The organism is Desulfomarina sp., assembly GCF_054039375.1.
This window is the reverse complement of sequence record NZ_JBPLBA010000093.1, coordinates 37,223-52,915: the sequence shown is the minus strand read 5'-3', so window position 1 is coordinate 52,915 and position 15,693 is coordinate 37,223. Positions and strand designations below refer to the sequence as shown.

The following is a 15,693-nucleotide window of genomic DNA, read 5'->3' as shown; positions in this document are numbered from 1 at the left end:
GGGCCGATTTTGTTCCGAGTGAGGCCCCCTTTTCTTTGCAGGCTGTTGATATCCTGCAGGATCTTGACATAATTGCTCACAGGCACTCCAGTTTTTCGCCTCTCTTCAGAGGTAATAAAATCACAGAGTTGTTACCCCTGTGACCAATTACAGCGGTTGCTGCCCCGGTAAGGGGTCGCATCTGAACAATATGAATTTTTATGAAAATGACCGCGTGACTCCTGATCAAATATCGGCAAACCATTTTCACGAATGTTAAAAGAGACCTTTCAATGGAATCAATTGATAAAATACTGCAGTTTATTGCTGAGAAATTAAAAGTTGTCGGGGCATTCTTCCTGTTTGGCATGGCCATTCTGACCTGTGTGGATGTGGTGGGCAGGTTGTTTAAGCACCCCATATTCGGCTCAGTGGAACTGGTCAGTTTCATGGGAGTGATCGCTATCGCCACTTCACTGCCATTTACTCATGCGGAGGAAGGACATATCGGGGTTGAGCTGTTTATCCGTAAATTCCCAAGAAAAGTAAGGGATATCGTCAAGCTGTTTACGGAAACACTCTGTCTGATCCTCTTTATTCTGGTAACCTGGAGGATGTTTATTTACAGCTATAAAGTCAGGGAATCAGGTGAGCTGTCCATGAATCTCCAGTTACCTGAATACTGGATTATTTTTCTGCTGGCGGCTTGCTTTGTCATCCTTACCATGACAATTTTTGTCAGTATTTTAAAAACCATTTCAAATTTGAGAAAAAGATGAATTCCACACTAATCGGCGTCACCGGAATAGTATTGATGATCGTGGTATTTATGACCCGAATGCCGGTTGCATATGTCATGGCAACTGTAGGTTTCCTGGGTTTTAGTATTATGGCTTCGCTGAAAGGTGGCTTGAATCTGCTGGCAAAAGATTTTTACGAGGTTTTTTCTTCCTATGGTCTGACGACCATTCCCCTCTTTATTCTTATGGGGCAGCTTGCCTTTAATTCAGGGATCAGCAGTAAACTCTATGAGGCAGCCTATAAATTTCTCGGTCATAAAAGAGGAGGGCTTGCAATCGCGACCGTTACAGCGTGTACAGCTTTTGGAGCTGTCTGTGGATCTAGTGCGGCAACGGCTGCAACCATGGCTACTGTCGGGCTCCCTGAAATGAAAAAATTCAATTACTGCGATGAGCTGGCTGCGGGTTCTGTGGCTTCGGGTGGTGGCCTGGGTATGATCATGCCTCCCAGTGTTGTACTTATCGTATATGGTATTTTGACGGAGCAGTCGATAGGAAAACTCTTCATGGCCGGTATTCTGCCTGCCCTGCTGGTGACCATCCTGTTCATTATTGCCATTACCATCTGGTGTTTTTTCATGCCGGAGCAGGGACCTAGAGGGGAGAAATTCTCCTGGAAGGAGAGGTTGAAGTCCTTGAGCGGTATGGGTGAGACGCTGACTGTTTTTGCCCTGGTCATGGGTGGATTGTTCTTTGGCCTTTTCACACCGACCGAGGCTGCGGCCGTTGGAGTGATGGGCGTTCTGGCGGTTTCCATGCTGCGCAGACAGATCAGCTGGGAGCGGTTTGTGGACGCACTGTATGAGACCCTGAAAACTTCCTGTATGGTCATGATGCTTGTGGCCGGTGCCACTGTATTCGGAAAGTTTCTGGCTGTCACCAGGATACCTTATGACATCGCTTCATGGATAGGTGGGTTTGACCTGCCGCCTCTTGCGATTCTTGGAATGGTGGTCATGGTCTATTTTATCGGTGGTTGTTTCATGGATTCCCTGGCCCTGGTAATGCTCACGGTACCGATTTTCTTTCCCCTTATTCTTGGCCTTGGCTATGATCCGATCTGGTTCGGTATTATTATCGTCATGGTGACGGAGATGGGGGTTATTACACCACCTGTTGGGATCAATGTTTACGTGGTTTACGGTGTGGCGAGAAGTCTTCCCGGTGGAGGAATGGCTCTGGAATCAATCTTCCGTGGTATTGCACCCTTTATGATCGCAGTCCTGGTGGGAACCATTATTCTGGCGATTTTCCCTCAGATTATCCTTGTGTTACCAAATATGATGTACTGATGTCTTAAGCAGCCTTCTGCTGGGTTGTCAGTCATGGGGATGAGATGATAAAAAAAGGCCGCGAAAAGCATTTGCTGTTCGCGGCTTTTTTGCACAAAATAACGGGCAGGAACGGTTAGTCCTCAAGAATATGACGGATCATTTTTTGTAATTCCTGGATCTGGTATGGTTTTTTGAGAAAACCAGCCAATCCTTTGCCGACGAATTTCTGTGAAACGTCCTGTTCATTGTAACCACTGCAGATAATAACCTTCACCCCAGGGTCTATTCTTCTCAATTCACGATAAGCTTCTTCGCCATCCATATATGGCATGGTTAAATCCATCAGTACAAAACGGATATTCCTGTGGTGTTTTCTGAAAACTGTTACCGCCTCTTTCCCGTCGTGGGCAGTGAGAATTTCAAAACCAAAATCCTGAAGCATCGCCTTACTGATGTCACGGACGATCTCTTCATCCTCAACAAGCAGAACCAGTCCGCTGCCACAGAGGGAGATGGTCTCGGGTACGGTTTCATTTTGAACAGCAGTAAGTTTGGAAGAGGGCAGCAGGACCTTGAATGTACTTCCCTTGTTGACTTCCGAGTAAATCTTTATGGCTCCCCCATGACTGCGGACAATGCCGAGGACTGCAGCCATCCCCAGTCCCCGTCCGGTAAATTTTGTACTGAAAAATGGTTCAAAAATACGCTGCATTGTCTCACTTGTCATTCCACAGCCGGTATCAGCCACCTCGAAAAAAACATACCGACCGGGCGACAGGTCTGCCTCAAGTTGAACATTCCGTAAATAGGAGCGGTCGCACTCCATGATCCCGGTTGAAATAGCAATTACACCATTTTCATCGCCAATGGCATCAGAACCATTGATAACAAGATTCATGATGATCTGGCGCATTTGTGTCGCGTCGGCTTCGACGCTGGGCAGATCACGGGCCAGATCGTAACGGACTATTGCCTTTTTACTGACGGAAACCGAGAGAATATGAGCCATTTCCTCAATAATCCGTGAAATGTTTAATGGTTCTATGACAAATTTTCCCTTGCCTGAATAGGCCAGCATTTGGTTGGCAAGGTCAGCAGCCCGGCCCGCTGCGATATTAATCTGGCGAAGATTCTCCATAGCCGGTGACTCCGCAGAAAGGCGTTGCTGGGCAAGTTCGCAGTGCCCGATTACAGCGGTCAGAATGTTATTGAAATCATGGGCTATACCTCCGGCAAGAACACCAAGGCTTTCTAATTTCTGCGCCTGAAGCATCTGTTTTTCAAAGGCTATTTTTTTCTCCCTGGCCCGGACGCGTTCCGTAATATTGCGGGCTACCGACAGGACACAGGGCGTTTCATCAATATCAATGATTCTGGCTGACATCAATCCAATAACAACATGTCCATCCTTATGCTTAAATTCGGCCTGCAGATCAGTAATCTCACCATGGGCAACCAGACCAGAGATCATTTTTTCCCGATCTTCGAGGTTACACCATATATCAAGATCACCGGGATCGGTTCTGTGGCCTACGGCTTCTTCAGGAGTCCAGCCCAGTGTTTCTGTAAATCCCCGGTTGACTTCAAGGTACAGGCCGTCCTCCAGCCGACTGAGAACAATGACATCAGGACTGAGCTGAAAAACGCGGGAGAATTTTTCCTCGGAAACGCGTAAAGCTTTATCCGCCTCTTTTCTCTCAGAGATATCGCGGAAAAAACTGTGGTAGGTGCCATCAGGCATCATTCTGCTGTTCATTTCAATGGGGACTGTGGTGCCATTTCCGCGGGTGAGTAATCGTTCTGTTATAACAGTCTTTCCCTGTCTGAGGCGATCGTATTTTAAGGGTGCACGCTGCCGTTCTTCCGGGGAAAATAACTGCGACATTCTCATGGACAGTAATTCTGAGTTTGAATAACCGGTTAAGGTTGCAGCTCTTTGATTGGCATAAATAATGTTGCCCGCAGAATCTCCACAGAAAATGGCATCCACACCATATTCAATCAGGTTTTGAAAAAGAACCGTTCTCTTTTCAAATTTCTGAAGGGATTGTTTGAGATACCGGTTTTCTTTTTCCAGAGCATGAATCTGACGGGCAAGTTTTTTCAACAAGTTATTACTCTCGGCCATGGAGAAGTTCCTTTTCTTCAGTCAGCGATGCTGTGAAACCTAAGTTCTGCACTGGGCGGCCATTCGGAACCGTGTGAAAATGCTGTGTCCCTGACCATATGCCATTCGTCTGCTGGATCAGACGAAAGTTATATAAGAAGAACTGGTTCGTGGCCTTGAAGCAACAATTATTTTTTTTATTCACCGGCACTGTGTACTTCAGGTGATGGTAAATAGCAGGATGAATGACTGAACTGTCTGATTAAGCAGAAAAATCTGCCGGGTGAACCGGTACATGGTCAGAAATATGAATTGTTTGGTGAACCGAAAAAAAGCAGTGGCAGTGACCTGGAGAATTCAGTCGGGGAAGGGGGCCGCTGGACGTTGATTGAATATTCTGCGTAATTTGTTTACAGGCCCCCGGTTTTCACAGCCTCTTATGTCAATACAGATCGATAAAAGGGAACAGAAAAACCTGAAAAATCTTTGGTGTCTGTGAGCAATTACAGGTTCGATGTCAATGTCGTTAACTTAAGGACAAGATGGTTCGGAAAAGTCCCATTCTGACCCTGGCCGGACGAGGTCAGAATGGGACTCATCACTAAGTTAACGACATTGGTTTCGATGTTATTATATCATAGAGTTGTTACCCTTTTTCAAAGCGGAAAGTCTGGTCCGGATCGATTACAGCAAGGACGCGGATTGCACATCCTTCACCACCCTGCCAGCGCCAGGGAAACGCCATGAAAGTACAGCGTTTTCCGGTAACCTTGTTCAGGTCGCCACCAACGTTTTCAATACCTGGAATACCTCCCTTGACCATCAGTGTTTTATGTCCTGCCTCCCAGTCTGGAAAATCCTCCTTGGGGTCACGTCCGAAATATTCCTTGTATTCTTCGATGAGGTGGGGATGGGTCGGGCCAAGACCGTGATCAACAAGTTTTGTGGCCATGGGATGATCATTTGCCTGAACATCATAACCCACCATTTTCACCTTTCTGTCCACCAGCCACTGGGCACCGTCCCGGTAGATTCCGGGGGAATAGGCATAATATTCATCAGTATCAGCCATCTTGGTATGCATTCCTGTATTGATCATGACAATGTCACCCTCACGGATTTTCGGACGGGCATTTTCCAGGTCTTCTGCCGTAATCACTTCCCATTTTTTCTTGGGAATGGAAACAGCGACACCGGTTCCAAAAAATCGCCAGAGGGGATAACCCATGAGGCAGGGTGTGTTCTCTGTGACATGCAGGGGGGCGTCCATATGGGTACCCCTGTGCATGATACCTTCAAACTCGGTCATGTAGAGGCCGTCTTTGGCATGAAATTTTTTCACATGGACATTGATTCCGGGAGTGGACGGCCATTCCGGCATATGATGTCCCCATGGCTGGCTGAGATTGTATATCTGTAAACTCATTGTTTTCTCCTTCTACTATTCTGATTTACCGGGTTCAATCCTGCAGTTGCCGGTGGGGTCCGTGATGGCGACGAAGCGAACCTGACAGGCATCGCCGTGTTTCCAGTTCCAGGGGGCGGCGTAAAGGGTGGCCCGTTTGCCGACCATGGTTTTAACATCACCGCCAACCTGTTCAATTGTGGGAATGCCTGCGGCCAGAATAGTCTTGTGAGCAATATTCCATTCGGGATGTTCCTTCTTCGGATCAAGCCCGGTTTCATCCTCATATTTTGCAGTGAGCCGGTTCATCAGTGGACCGCCCCGATGGGGGCCGAGGGAAGTTGCCAGGGGATGGTCTATCTGGGGTGTATCAATGGCCACCAGTTTGCATCCTTTATCAACCAGCCACCGGGCTCCTTCCTTTGAAAGGCCGGGAGATTCACCGAAATATTCCAGGCTGTCGGAGTATTTTTCATGCCAGCCTGTGACGATGACAACAAAATCATTTTCCTGGATTGCTGGTGTTGCCTTTTCAAGGTCAGCGGCTGTCACCAGTTCCCACCTTTTTTTGGGGATATCGACAATAACGCCGTTGCCGAAAAAGTGCTCCAGGGGGATATCAGCTGCCCCGGCACCTTTCTGGATGAGATGCAGGGGACTGTTCATATGGGTTCCGGAATGCATGATCATCTTCAGACGCTGGGCCATAACACCATGCTGAGCATGTTTGACCGAGCGGTACATGATGACATCGGGAATACCTGGCATGGAAGGCGCGTTATGCCCCCACAGGTGACTGAGTTCGACCATTTGTAACCCGCTGTAAGGGTCTGTTGTAACTGCTGTCATAATTTTCCTCTCCAAGATGCAGTATCAGGAGTAACCTGAGTACTTATCCTTTGTTATCCCGTTTACCGGGGTTGAAAATAATATCAACATGAATCCGGGGCGTGTGATGTTTTTCTTGATAAGAGTTTGAAATACAAAAATCACTTGCCTCTCTTCAGTCAGTTTACCGGTGAAATGTCGTGATTCAAGATCGGGCTGGTTTTAGCAGTAATCCAACCGAGGATGATTGTATGTAATAGTGACCGGTTCCAGGAGCCGGTCGGAACAAAATCAATCAGAAGATGTCAATATGTCGAAAAAAGGGTGTGTATTGTCATTTAACCAGAGTCTGCGGATCAATACAGTCAAAACTGTATGAACGGCAGGTAGACAATACACGGTCACATTTTTTAATCCCTGCAGGAAACTCGTAGAAAAAATGTTTTTATCAGAAAAAGTTTCACATGTCGGAATTGACAAACTTCTATATGAAACTAATATTACATCCGGGCCGGTTGAAGTCAAGGATAATTTGTATGTAATATTTTATGTTTTGCATTGTTGTTTTTGTGCTAATGACGTAATGTTAGCAGGGTTGATTCCCGGATCGGGAACAGCTGATATTATAGGGTACAGAGGGTTTTAAACAGGAAAAAGTCAGGACATTTTATGGATGAGACAGGGTTGTATGATTGTCCAATGCCCGAGACCTTCAAAGACAAGGCAGGCATGCTTGTATTTCTCGCCTGGTTGTTTTATCTGGGTTTTGTCGCAAGGATGCTGTTTGCGCCGCTCATGCCTGAAATTGAAGCGGAACTTGGCCTCAGTCACAGTGATGCGGGGATGCTGTTTCTTATGATGTCTTCCGGGTACCTGCTTGCGCCCCTCTGTTCAGGTTTGATTTCTTCGAGGATTGAACATCTTGGCACCCTGAAATTGTCGGCCTGGCTCATTGGTCTGGCCCTCCTCCCGTTCAGTTTTATAACTACCCGTGAAGGAATTGGGTTACTGTTGATGATTGTTGGTTTTGCCGGATCGCTTCATCTGCCTTCCGCGATTGCGACAATCACTGCGGAAATCCAGAGGTCGGATTGGGGCAAAGGGCTCAGTGTTCATCAGCTGGCTCCTCCTTTGAGTTTTGTTTCGGCGCCGCTGATTGCTGCAACACTTCTGCAGTGGTTCAGCTGGCGAACGATTCTGTTGGTTTGGGCAGGAATTGCTTTATTCACTGCATTTGTTTACACCCTGAAAGGGAGGGGGGGTGCTTTTCCGGGAAAGGCAATGAATATAAAAAATGCTAAGGCAGTTGGAAGTAATCCTTCCTTCTGGATCATGGTCCTTCTTTTTGCCATGGCGGTTGGCGGGAATGCAGGGATTTTTGCGATGCTGCCCCTGTTCTTTGTCACTGAGCGAGGTTTTGATCTTACTTCGGCCAATATAATCATTGGACTCTCCCAGTTATCCGGGATTGTTTTTGTTTTTCTTGCCGGCTGGCTGGCTGATCGTGTGGGACAGAAAACAGTTATGGCCGGAACGCTTTTTATCACAGCAATACTGACAATTCTGCTGGCGGTTGTGAAAGGAAAAATACTGGTGCTGGTTCTTTTTTTGCAACCGGCTGTGCTTTCAGCATTTTTTCCGGCAGGATTTGCTGCAATTTCGCGTACCGCACCTCCGGCCCTGCGCAGTGTAACCAACAGCCTGGGCCCACCCCTGTCCTTTCTGCTTGGGGGCGGGCTTATGCCTGTGATAATCGGGTACATGGCCGAATCATACTCTTTTGCTTCCGGGATTCTTTTTGCAGGCTGTTTTATGATGATGGGGCCTTTGTGTGTCTTTTTCCTGAAGCTTGGCGAAAGCGATGAACTGGAAGGATGTTGAAAGAAGAGGTATATTTCTGGATGGTGATCCTATGGTATTACTCACAGGCCCCCCTGCTTTTTTCGGTTTCTTTTGTTCGCACAGGTGGCTGAAAGCGACCGGAAGAGCCTGCAAAAATCCGCGGAGTCTGTAAGTTTACGTTCATATCAGTATATAAATAATGGGAGAGAAAAATGTTACAACCGATTCAATCAATTCTTTTTGCAACAGATCTTACGGAAAACTGTCAGGCGGCTTATGATTTTACCCTTGCTCTGGCCACACGGTTTAAGGCTACCATATACCTGCTGCATGTCATTGAACCTCTCCCCGAAAATCTGGATGGGCGTTTGAAAACCCTGCTTGGTAAACACCAATGGGAAGATATGGTTCATTCTCAGGAGACGAATGTCCGTCGTTCACTGCTGGGTAAAAAATCTACAAATGTTGTTGTAAGGGAAGCATTGACAAAGTTCTGCAACAGCAGTGGTATTGATGAGAATGAATGTGATTTTCAGTCAAGGGAAATAATCATCAGCGATGGTGACGTGGAAGAGGAAATTCTGAAGCATGCCCGGGAAAATGAGTGTGATCTTATTGTGCTTGGTGCACATAAAACCGTGTTTTCAAAAACAGCAGTGGGCAGTAAGACCAAAAATATTCTCAAACAGGCCGGAATCCCTGTGACAGTGGTTCCTCCCAAAAACTGATGGCTGCTGCGAAAAATTTTCGTCCGATCTCTGCTGTACAGGAAAATGAAAAATACTTTCATCTGATTGATATGTAGAGGATTTTATTCTCTTTATTTCTTGAGTTCGAATGAAAACATCAATTCTTCAAGGCACTTTTATCATGTGAGTAAAAAATGGCTGAAAACCGGGCAATAAAATTGTATGCATTGACAACCTGCAGTCATTGCCGTGCAATTAAAAAAATGTTTGAAACTGAAGGTATCAGTTTTGAATATGTGGATGTGGACCTTCTGCGGGGGAAAGAGCGAAGGGAGATGATAGAAGAGATCAGAAAGTATAACAGGAGATGCTCTTTTCCGACTTTGCGAGTGGATGACAAGGTTATTGTCGGTTACAGAGAAAAGGAAATCCGGGAGGCACTGGCTGTATGATGACGGCTGAAAATCTTTTGGAAGATTTAAAAAATATTCAGGAAAAGAAAGGATATTTTTTAAACAGGAACAGGGAATTGACCATCGATCTGTTAAAAGGCCTGCTGAGTAACAGGGAGCGCTATGGTTATATGGCCTGTCCCTGTCGCCTTGCATCCGGTGATTATGACAGAGACAGGGATATTATCTGCCCCTGTGAATACCGTGAGCAGGATTTGCGGGAATACGGGAGCTGTTATTGTAACCTGTATGTCAGCGAGGATTATGTGAAAAATGGAGATTTTGAAGTCGTTGTCCCGGAAAGGAGACCAGTGGACAAACTGCTTTGATGCAGTATGATTTCGCCAATTTCAGATTTATGAACGGGCACCGGTTTAGAACCCCCGTTCAGTCACCATTTGGAGGAAAATATAATGAAAACGGCAAAGCCGGGATCCACTGTAACCATAGAATTTATAATCAGGCTTGACGATGGCAGTGTTGTTGGAGAGACTGGGAAAAAGAATAAACTGAAATTCACCCTGGGTGAAGGAAAGCTGCTCAAAGGTCTGGAAGAAAATATCATCAACATGAAAAAAGGGGAAAGTAAAAGCATCGTTCTTTCACCGCGTGACGGATACGGGGAGTACAATAAAGAGCTTGTGCTGCGCCTTGAACGGGAGAAAATACCGGATGATGTGGAATTGAAAGTCGGCAGAACTATTCAGTACCAGAACAGGGATGGGGAGCGGGTTAATTTTGTGGTGAATGCCCTGGATGAGAAAACAGTTACGCTGGACGGCAACCATCCCCTGGCTGGCCTTGACCTGACATATGAGGTTGAGTTGGTCGATATCCAATGATTGCTTGAATCAGTCACGGTAACTCGCGATTGCGTTTGAAAAATGAGTCAATAAAAAAACCCCGTATGCATTCAGCATGCGGGGTTTTTTATCTGCCGAGACAGCTGTTTTTACAATCAGTTGCTCATATCCATCGGGATATCGCCGAGACCACGATCAATATCAGTTGTGATATTTTCAATGACCTTTGAGACACCATCTTTTTCCAGAGTTAGAGTGTAGGTCCTGTCGTCTCCGAGTCCGTCAATCCAGAAATCTCCGAAATTATTGGTTGTTTCTGTGAACGTCTCTCCGCTGTCATTATCCTTTAACGTGCAGGTAGCACCGATAATGACTTCCTGGACAGAAGGATCATAGAGGGTTCCCGCGACAAATTTTTTAGGCAATCCCTTGTAGTATACCCTGGATTTTGTTCCGGCTCCCGGGTTGAGAAGTTCAGCGTCCCTGATAAAGTCGGCAAACTCCTCTTCTTCGCCGAAGCGTAGAGCCTCGGTGGGACACTGGTCAACACAGCGGGGAACCGTCCATTCATCATCATTATCGAGCAGATGAGTACAGCCGGTGCACTTCTGGGCGATATTGAGCTGTTCGTTGAAATAGATGGAGTTATGGGGGCAGGTATCCGCGCATATTTTACAGCCTATGCATTTTACCGGGTCGATAATGACCAGGCCGTCATCACGCTTGTAGATCGCATCTGCCTTGCAGTCTGCGATACAGGGAGCGTCGTCACAATGGTTACACATGAAAGGTGTATAAGTAACCTTCACGTGTGGAACATGTCCCCTGACCTTTTCCGTCAGGCCGATCCAGAACTGCCCTGTATCCGGCTGAGGTTTGGCGTAGGGGGTCCAGTCATTGGCAACATGTTCATCTTTGCAGGCAATCTGGCAGCAGTAGCAACCATTACAAATGGACAGATCTACAGTAAAAACTTTCATTATTTATCACCTCCATCAACAATCCAGGCATCAAAACGAAGCCCTGCTGCCGGGTCATATTTTCTTGCAAATGCTTCCGGGTAATCTCTTCTCCACTGGTCCATCTCTTCTCCGCTGACTTTCTGGACTTCGACCAGGTAGCCGCCACCGATCTGACCCACGCAGTTTTCTGAAGTAATGGCTCCAGGCGTGATTGTGTTTATGGCACCACCACGTTCAATCTCACCAGTTTTGATGGGATCATGTCTTGCTCCATGGTCCACATAGGTGACACCCGGACGGACACGTTCCGTCACGTAGGCGCCTGCCAGCACGATACCGCGTTCATTGAAAACCTTGACAATATCACCGTTCTTGATGCCCCGTTTTTCTGCTTCTGTCGGGTGCATCCAGCATGGTTCGTATTTGTATCCGTCAGGACCGGTGACCTTCATGGTCGGGGTTTCACGGGTCCAGGTGATATCGTCACACTGGGCATGAACACGCCATCGTCCGTGGTTGGACATGATGAGAAGAGGAAACATTTTCGCCCGATGGCTTGAAAGCCTTTCGTCGTGGTTATGGCTCTTTTCGACCCAGCGAGGAATCGGGCCGCGTTCCTTATCATCCGGGTAGGCTTTGGCCAGGGCCTCGGAGTAGAACTCCAGTTTGCCCGTTGGAGTATTGAGTTTATGCTTCTCCGGATCATTGTAGAATTCCCTGAATCCCGGAGGATCATCTTCCCAGTCCGGGGCGGTATTATAGATCCAGTAACTTTTCTCTTTGAGCTGTTCCCAGGAAACCAGTTTTTCGCCGCCCATATACCCCCAGATTGCCTTCTGCAGGTCTTCGGTGGTTTTGCCATCGGTCATCTGGTCATACATTCCTTCAAACTGCTTGGCGACTTCACGGACACATTCAGCATCACTTTTGGATTCTCCGATCGGCTCGATCGCTTTTTCGGTGATCATGATATTGGGCTGCATGGTACCCTGTCGGATATTGGTGACGATATCGTCAACTTCCATGTAAGTGTTGGCAGGAAGGATGATATCACCATAAATGCAGTCGTTTTCAAACCATGGGTGCTGGACGACGATACATTCAATTTCCGGACTCTGCATGGCCAGTTCAGTTTCATGGCCGTAGTTCCAGCAGGTGATTCTGCAGGGGCTGTCCGCCCAGATCATATGAATTCTTGAACCTTTTTTCTCTTCTTCAATGGGGAAGACGTAGTGCTCAAACTGGTCATGGACCAGGGCATTCTGGGCACCCGTTCCCCTGAAGGTGATCGGTTCATCAGAGAGTATTGCATTCTGGATGAGAGTCTTGGGGATAACCTGCTGTTGCCATGCCGAAACGGCACTGAGAACAGGCAGGGCCAGTCGTTCTTCAATCTCTGGATTCCAGAAGAAGGTTCCACCCAGTCCTTCTGCTCTCGGCAGTCCGAAATAGGTGAACTGGTGCTGGTGAACACCGGGGCCGCCAAGACCCTGCATCCCGAGAAGAATACACTCGAGACGGGCGGGTTCATGGGAGAATGGCCCGCGGATGAAACCGCCACCGAAATAGTGGGCAATTGAGGTGGTTTTCTCTGCGAATTCGCGAGCCAGGGCCTTGATAGTCCAGACCGGGACACCGCATTTTTCAGAAGCCCATTCAGGAGTCTTCGGCACATCGTCTTCCTTGCCGAGAACATAGTCGGCCACCTTGTCCATGCCGACGGTATGGGTTTTGACATATTCCTTGTCATAGGTGCCTTCCGTGAGCCACATGTAAATTATGGCCAGCTGGAGGGCCGCATCGGTGTTGGGCAGGACCGGAATCCATTTGTCAGCATGGATGGCAGCACCGTAGTTGCAGTCCGGGCAGATATAGACCTGCTTGATTCCGACTTCCGTGAAATAATAGCAGAGACGGCTGGCAAACTGGCCGACGAAACCCCAGGGAGTGGTTTCCGGATCACAGCCCCAGAAAAGGACCATATCCGAATGTTCAATAGTATCCTTGACAATATTTGCCGCCGGGTACATGATGCCCTGGGCACCCTGGCCCCAGACATGCTTAGCTCCCCAGTACCAGCCTTCCCAGCTGTCGGGGTTTCTCACCTGCAGGGTAAAACCGCCAAGGTATTCCAGCAGTACACCTGGATGGCCGTGGGGTGTATTTATGGTTTTGCATTCCCCGTGGCCGTCACCCTGCATAAGGATGGCGTTATAGCCGTATTTTTTATGAACCCGCCTGATTTCATCGGCAATCAGTTTGGTTGCCTCGTCCCAGGAGATTCGGACATATTTCGATTTACCGCGATTCTGCGTGTTCCTTTCGCCGTTTGGATCCCAGTCCACCCGTTTCATGGGGAACTGGATACGATTGGGGGAGTAGACCCGTTTCTTGTAGGCGAGGGAGAATGGACCGGGAAGTGATTTCCAGGTGGGCTCGATGGTTTTACCGTTACGCTCCATTTTCCACTGGCGAACATCTTCCTTTTTGTATTTCCAGCCGTACCGCATGGGCCGGATACGGACAATCTTACCGTCTTTGACATCGACCATACCTTCAGCTCCGCCACCGAAGTAACCGCCGAGGCCAAGGGATCTCAAGACTGTTTTGTCTTTTGTTTTGATTGGTTTCATCGATACTTATCTCCTCTGGGAAAAATTACAGAAGGCATGCTGTTAAATGCATGTTGAGTCGCCCACTATATCATCTGTATGAAAAATTACATGCAATTGAGCTGCATACACATATCCACTGCAAAAGAAACGCAAGAAATCAGCTCCAGTTTTACACGAAATCCCTGGGCTGTCAATGTTTTTTTGGTTGAATTCCAGCCTTAAAGGGTCGACAACCAGCTGCAGTGAAAAACAGGAATCCTGGATTGCATGTAATAATGAGACGTTGGGGGCATCTGTGCTAATTCAAACGATTTTTTCTTCTGTTTCTGATTCGCTGACCTGTCGGACACGGGTTTTCGCAGGTGGCACAGACCCCTGAACATCTGCTGCCGCCCCGGGTTCCGCAGCCATAGCCACAGGTGCCGCAGCCCAGAGGTGGATGGATTCCATTGCCGCTCAGGCGGAAACTGAAACCGTCACTTTCAATGGAGATAGGTCCATACTTTTTTAGGAGAATGCGGTCAATGACATATTTAATGCCATCCAGTTCAATGACGGTGTCACTGGAGAGGGCTTCTTCAAAGGCGAGCCCGAAAGAGCGCATGCCGCAGCCGCCCATTTTCAGGAAAATCCTGACGGGTGAGTTTTCCCTTGTCTTAAGGTGATCCAATATATTTTTATGGGCAACCGAACTTACTTTCAGGGGGTTCATCAGTATCAAGTCTCCTTTATTGACTGCCTGAATTCAGCCGATTGGCCATGAGGATACACCTGCCAGCTGAAAATGCGAGGCCTCAATGGTGCTGAAGTGCAGGATTTAGATGGTATTTCATGTGAATACCAAAAGGCAGTCCGATGAGAAACAGTTACTGTATACTATATTGCATGTAAATTTGGTGTCAAGGCCAGCTGGGAAGGATTCTCAGATAAGTATGTGTGACCGGTCGGGCGATTCTTTTTCGCTTTTCCACTGGCCTGCAGGGCTGATGTTTAGTTGACAGAGTTCCCTGAATAGAATAAAACCTAAATCGTCACTGCTCACAGGGTTAATAACTGCGTGTTTTTATTGTCTCTGGAGTGCAGGATTCAGGAAATATATCATAATGCGTTGAGATAAAATCAGTATTTTTCTGCCTGGAACAGGCAGTCAAGATGTTATGTAATATGAATGAGAATATTGAATTGAAAAAACACAGCAATCTTACCTTGAAGGTGTATCAGCGGATAATAGAGCTGATGCTCAATTATGAAATTGTTCCCGGGCAGAGACTTGTTTTCATAGATCTGGCCAAACAGCTTGGTGTCAGCAGAACACCGGTGAATAACGCCCTCAGCATTCTTGCCCAGGAGGGGTATCTGGATTTTGTTCCGAACCAGGGTTATTCCGTTCATAAACTGACACGCAAAGAGGCACAGAATCTCTTTGAAATCAGAGAAATTCTTGAGGTTGGGTTTCTTGGTAAAGCAATCAGAAACATGACCGAAGGAAAAATTCAGAATGTCAGGGAGCGAAAACTTGATTATGAAAAGGCAATATCTAATCATGTCGATAGAAAACTTTTTATCCTTGATACCGCCTTCCATGCAGCTATTATTGATATGGCTGAAAATGATATTCTTTCAGACCGTTACAGGGATATCTGTCAGAAAATCTTTCTTCGCTTCCGGACCGAGGATTTGAGAATGAACCGTATTCTTGAGATCAAAAAGGAACATCACGATCTCTATGAAGCAGTGCGGATAAAAGATGTGGACCGGGCCAAGGAATTGGTGAGAATGCATCACAAATCTTCAAGAAATAATCTCTTCCCCATAATTTTCCCGGGAGAATAGTCGAAGGTTATCATTCCTTCTGTTCTTCGCTGGAACCTCCCATGTTTGACACCCGGTGCGACTTGTCTTAAACTTTTGTTCCGGGATGTCATTTCTTTCTGTGC

At 47.1% G+C, this 15,693-nt stretch carries 14 protein-coding genes; 8 read left to right on the top strand and 6 right to left on the bottom strand.

Features of this window, described 5'->3' with window-relative positions; translation table 11 throughout:
* Positions 1–272 precede the first annotated feature (272 nt).
* Both ACXLDX_RS05170 and ACXLDX_RS05165 read left to right on the top strand, forming a co-directional pair.
* A complete protein-coding gene (locus tag ACXLDX_RS05170) occupies positions 273–758 on the top strand; it encodes a TRAP transporter small permease (RefSeq protein WP_457576127.1) in 486 nt (161 codons plus the stop codon).
* On the top strand, positions 755–2,071 hold the full coding sequence (locus ACXLDX_RS05165) for a TRAP transporter large permease (RefSeq protein ID WP_457576126.1): 1,317 nt from the start codon (positions 755–757) through the stop codon (positions 2,069–2,071). Before ACXLDX_RS05170 ends, ACXLDX_RS05165 begins: the two co-directional genes overlap by 4 nt.
* 115 nt (positions 2,072–2,186) lie before the next feature.
* Here the strand turns inward: ACXLDX_RS05165 and ACXLDX_RS05160 are convergent, their stop codons facing one another.
* From ACXLDX_RS05160 to ACXLDX_RS05150, 3 genes are all read right to left on the bottom strand, one after another.
* Positions 2,187–4,181 carry a hybrid sensor histidine kinase/response regulator gene (locus ACXLDX_RS05160; RefSeq protein WP_457576125.1) on the bottom strand — a complete coding sequence of 665 codons (1,995 nt, stop codon included), beginning with the start codon at positions 4,179–4,181 and terminating at the stop codon, positions 2,187–2,189.
* Positions 4,182–4,806: 625 nt separating this feature from the next.
* Positions 4,807–5,586, bottom strand: a complete 780-nt coding sequence (locus tag ACXLDX_RS05155) for a cyclase family protein (RefSeq protein WP_457576124.1) — start codon at positions 5,584–5,586, stop codon at positions 4,807–4,809.
* A gap of 15 nt (positions 5,587–5,601) precedes the next feature.
* Complete coding sequence (locus ACXLDX_RS05150; protein WP_457576123.1) at positions 5,602–6,414, bottom strand: cyclase family protein; 813 nt, start codon at positions 6,412–6,414, stop codon at positions 5,602–5,604.
* Between the two features lie 648 nt (positions 6,415–7,062).
* On the opposite strand from ACXLDX_RS05150, the gene ACXLDX_RS05145 reads away from it, so the two are divergent.
* From ACXLDX_RS05145 to ACXLDX_RS05125, 5 genes are all read left to right on the top strand, one after another.
* A complete protein-coding gene (locus ACXLDX_RS05145) occupies positions 7,063–8,274 on the top strand; it encodes an MFS transporter (protein WP_457576122.1) in 1,212 nt (403 codons plus the stop codon).
* 173 nt (positions 8,275–8,447) lie between these two features.
* Positions 8,448–8,963, top strand: a complete 516-nt coding sequence (locus ACXLDX_RS05140; protein WP_457576121.1) for a universal stress protein — start codon at positions 8,448–8,450, stop codon at positions 8,961–8,963.
* Between the two features lie 155 nt (positions 8,964–9,118).
* Positions 9,119–9,376 carry a glutaredoxin family protein gene (locus ACXLDX_RS05135; RefSeq protein ID WP_457576120.1) on the top strand — a complete coding sequence of 86 codons (258 nt, stop codon included), beginning with the start codon at positions 9,119–9,121 and terminating at the stop codon, positions 9,374–9,376.
* Positions 9,376–9,705, top strand: a complete 330-nt coding sequence (locus tag ACXLDX_RS05130; protein WP_457576140.1) for a ferredoxin-thioredoxin reductase catalytic domain-containing protein — start codon at positions 9,376–9,378, stop codon at positions 9,703–9,705. Before ACXLDX_RS05135 ends, ACXLDX_RS05130 begins: the two co-directional genes overlap by 1 nt.
* An 84-nt stretch (positions 9,706–9,789) precedes the next feature.
* Positions 9,790–10,218 (top strand): FKBP-type peptidyl-prolyl cis-trans isomerase, encoded by a 429-nt coding sequence (locus tag ACXLDX_RS05125; RefSeq protein WP_457576119.1) that lies wholly within the window; start codon positions 9,790–9,792, stop codon positions 10,216–10,218.
* Positions 10,219–10,334: 116 nt separating this feature from the next.
* Here ACXLDX_RS05125 and ACXLDX_RS05120 read toward each other — a convergent pair whose 3' ends face one another.
* From ACXLDX_RS05120 to ACXLDX_RS05110, 3 genes are all read right to left on the bottom strand, one after another.
* Positions 10,335–11,159, bottom strand: a complete 825-nt coding sequence (locus ACXLDX_RS05120) for a 4Fe-4S dicluster domain-containing protein (RefSeq protein ID WP_457576118.1) — start codon at positions 11,157–11,159, stop codon at positions 10,335–10,337.
* Positions 11,159–13,774 carry a molybdopterin-dependent oxidoreductase gene (locus ACXLDX_RS05115; RefSeq protein ID WP_457576117.1) on the bottom strand — a complete coding sequence of 872 codons (2,616 nt, stop codon included), beginning with the start codon at positions 13,772–13,774 and terminating at the stop codon, positions 11,159–11,161. The genes ACXLDX_RS05120 and ACXLDX_RS05115 overlap by 1 nt, the downstream gene beginning before the upstream one ends.
* A gap of 280 nt (positions 13,775–14,054) precedes the next feature.
* Positions 14,055–14,468, bottom strand: coding sequence for a hypothetical protein (locus tag ACXLDX_RS05110; RefSeq protein WP_457576116.1), 414 nt, complete (start codon positions 14,466–14,468; stop codon positions 14,055–14,057).
* Positions 14,469–14,920: 452 nt separating this feature from the next.
* On the opposite strand from ACXLDX_RS05110, the gene ACXLDX_RS05105 reads away from it, so the two are divergent.
* Positions 14,921–15,589, top strand: coding sequence for a GntR family transcriptional regulator (locus tag ACXLDX_RS05105; RefSeq protein WP_457576115.1), 669 nt, complete (start codon positions 14,921–14,923; stop codon positions 15,587–15,589).
* The last annotated feature ends 104 nt before the right edge of the window (positions 15,590–15,693 follow it).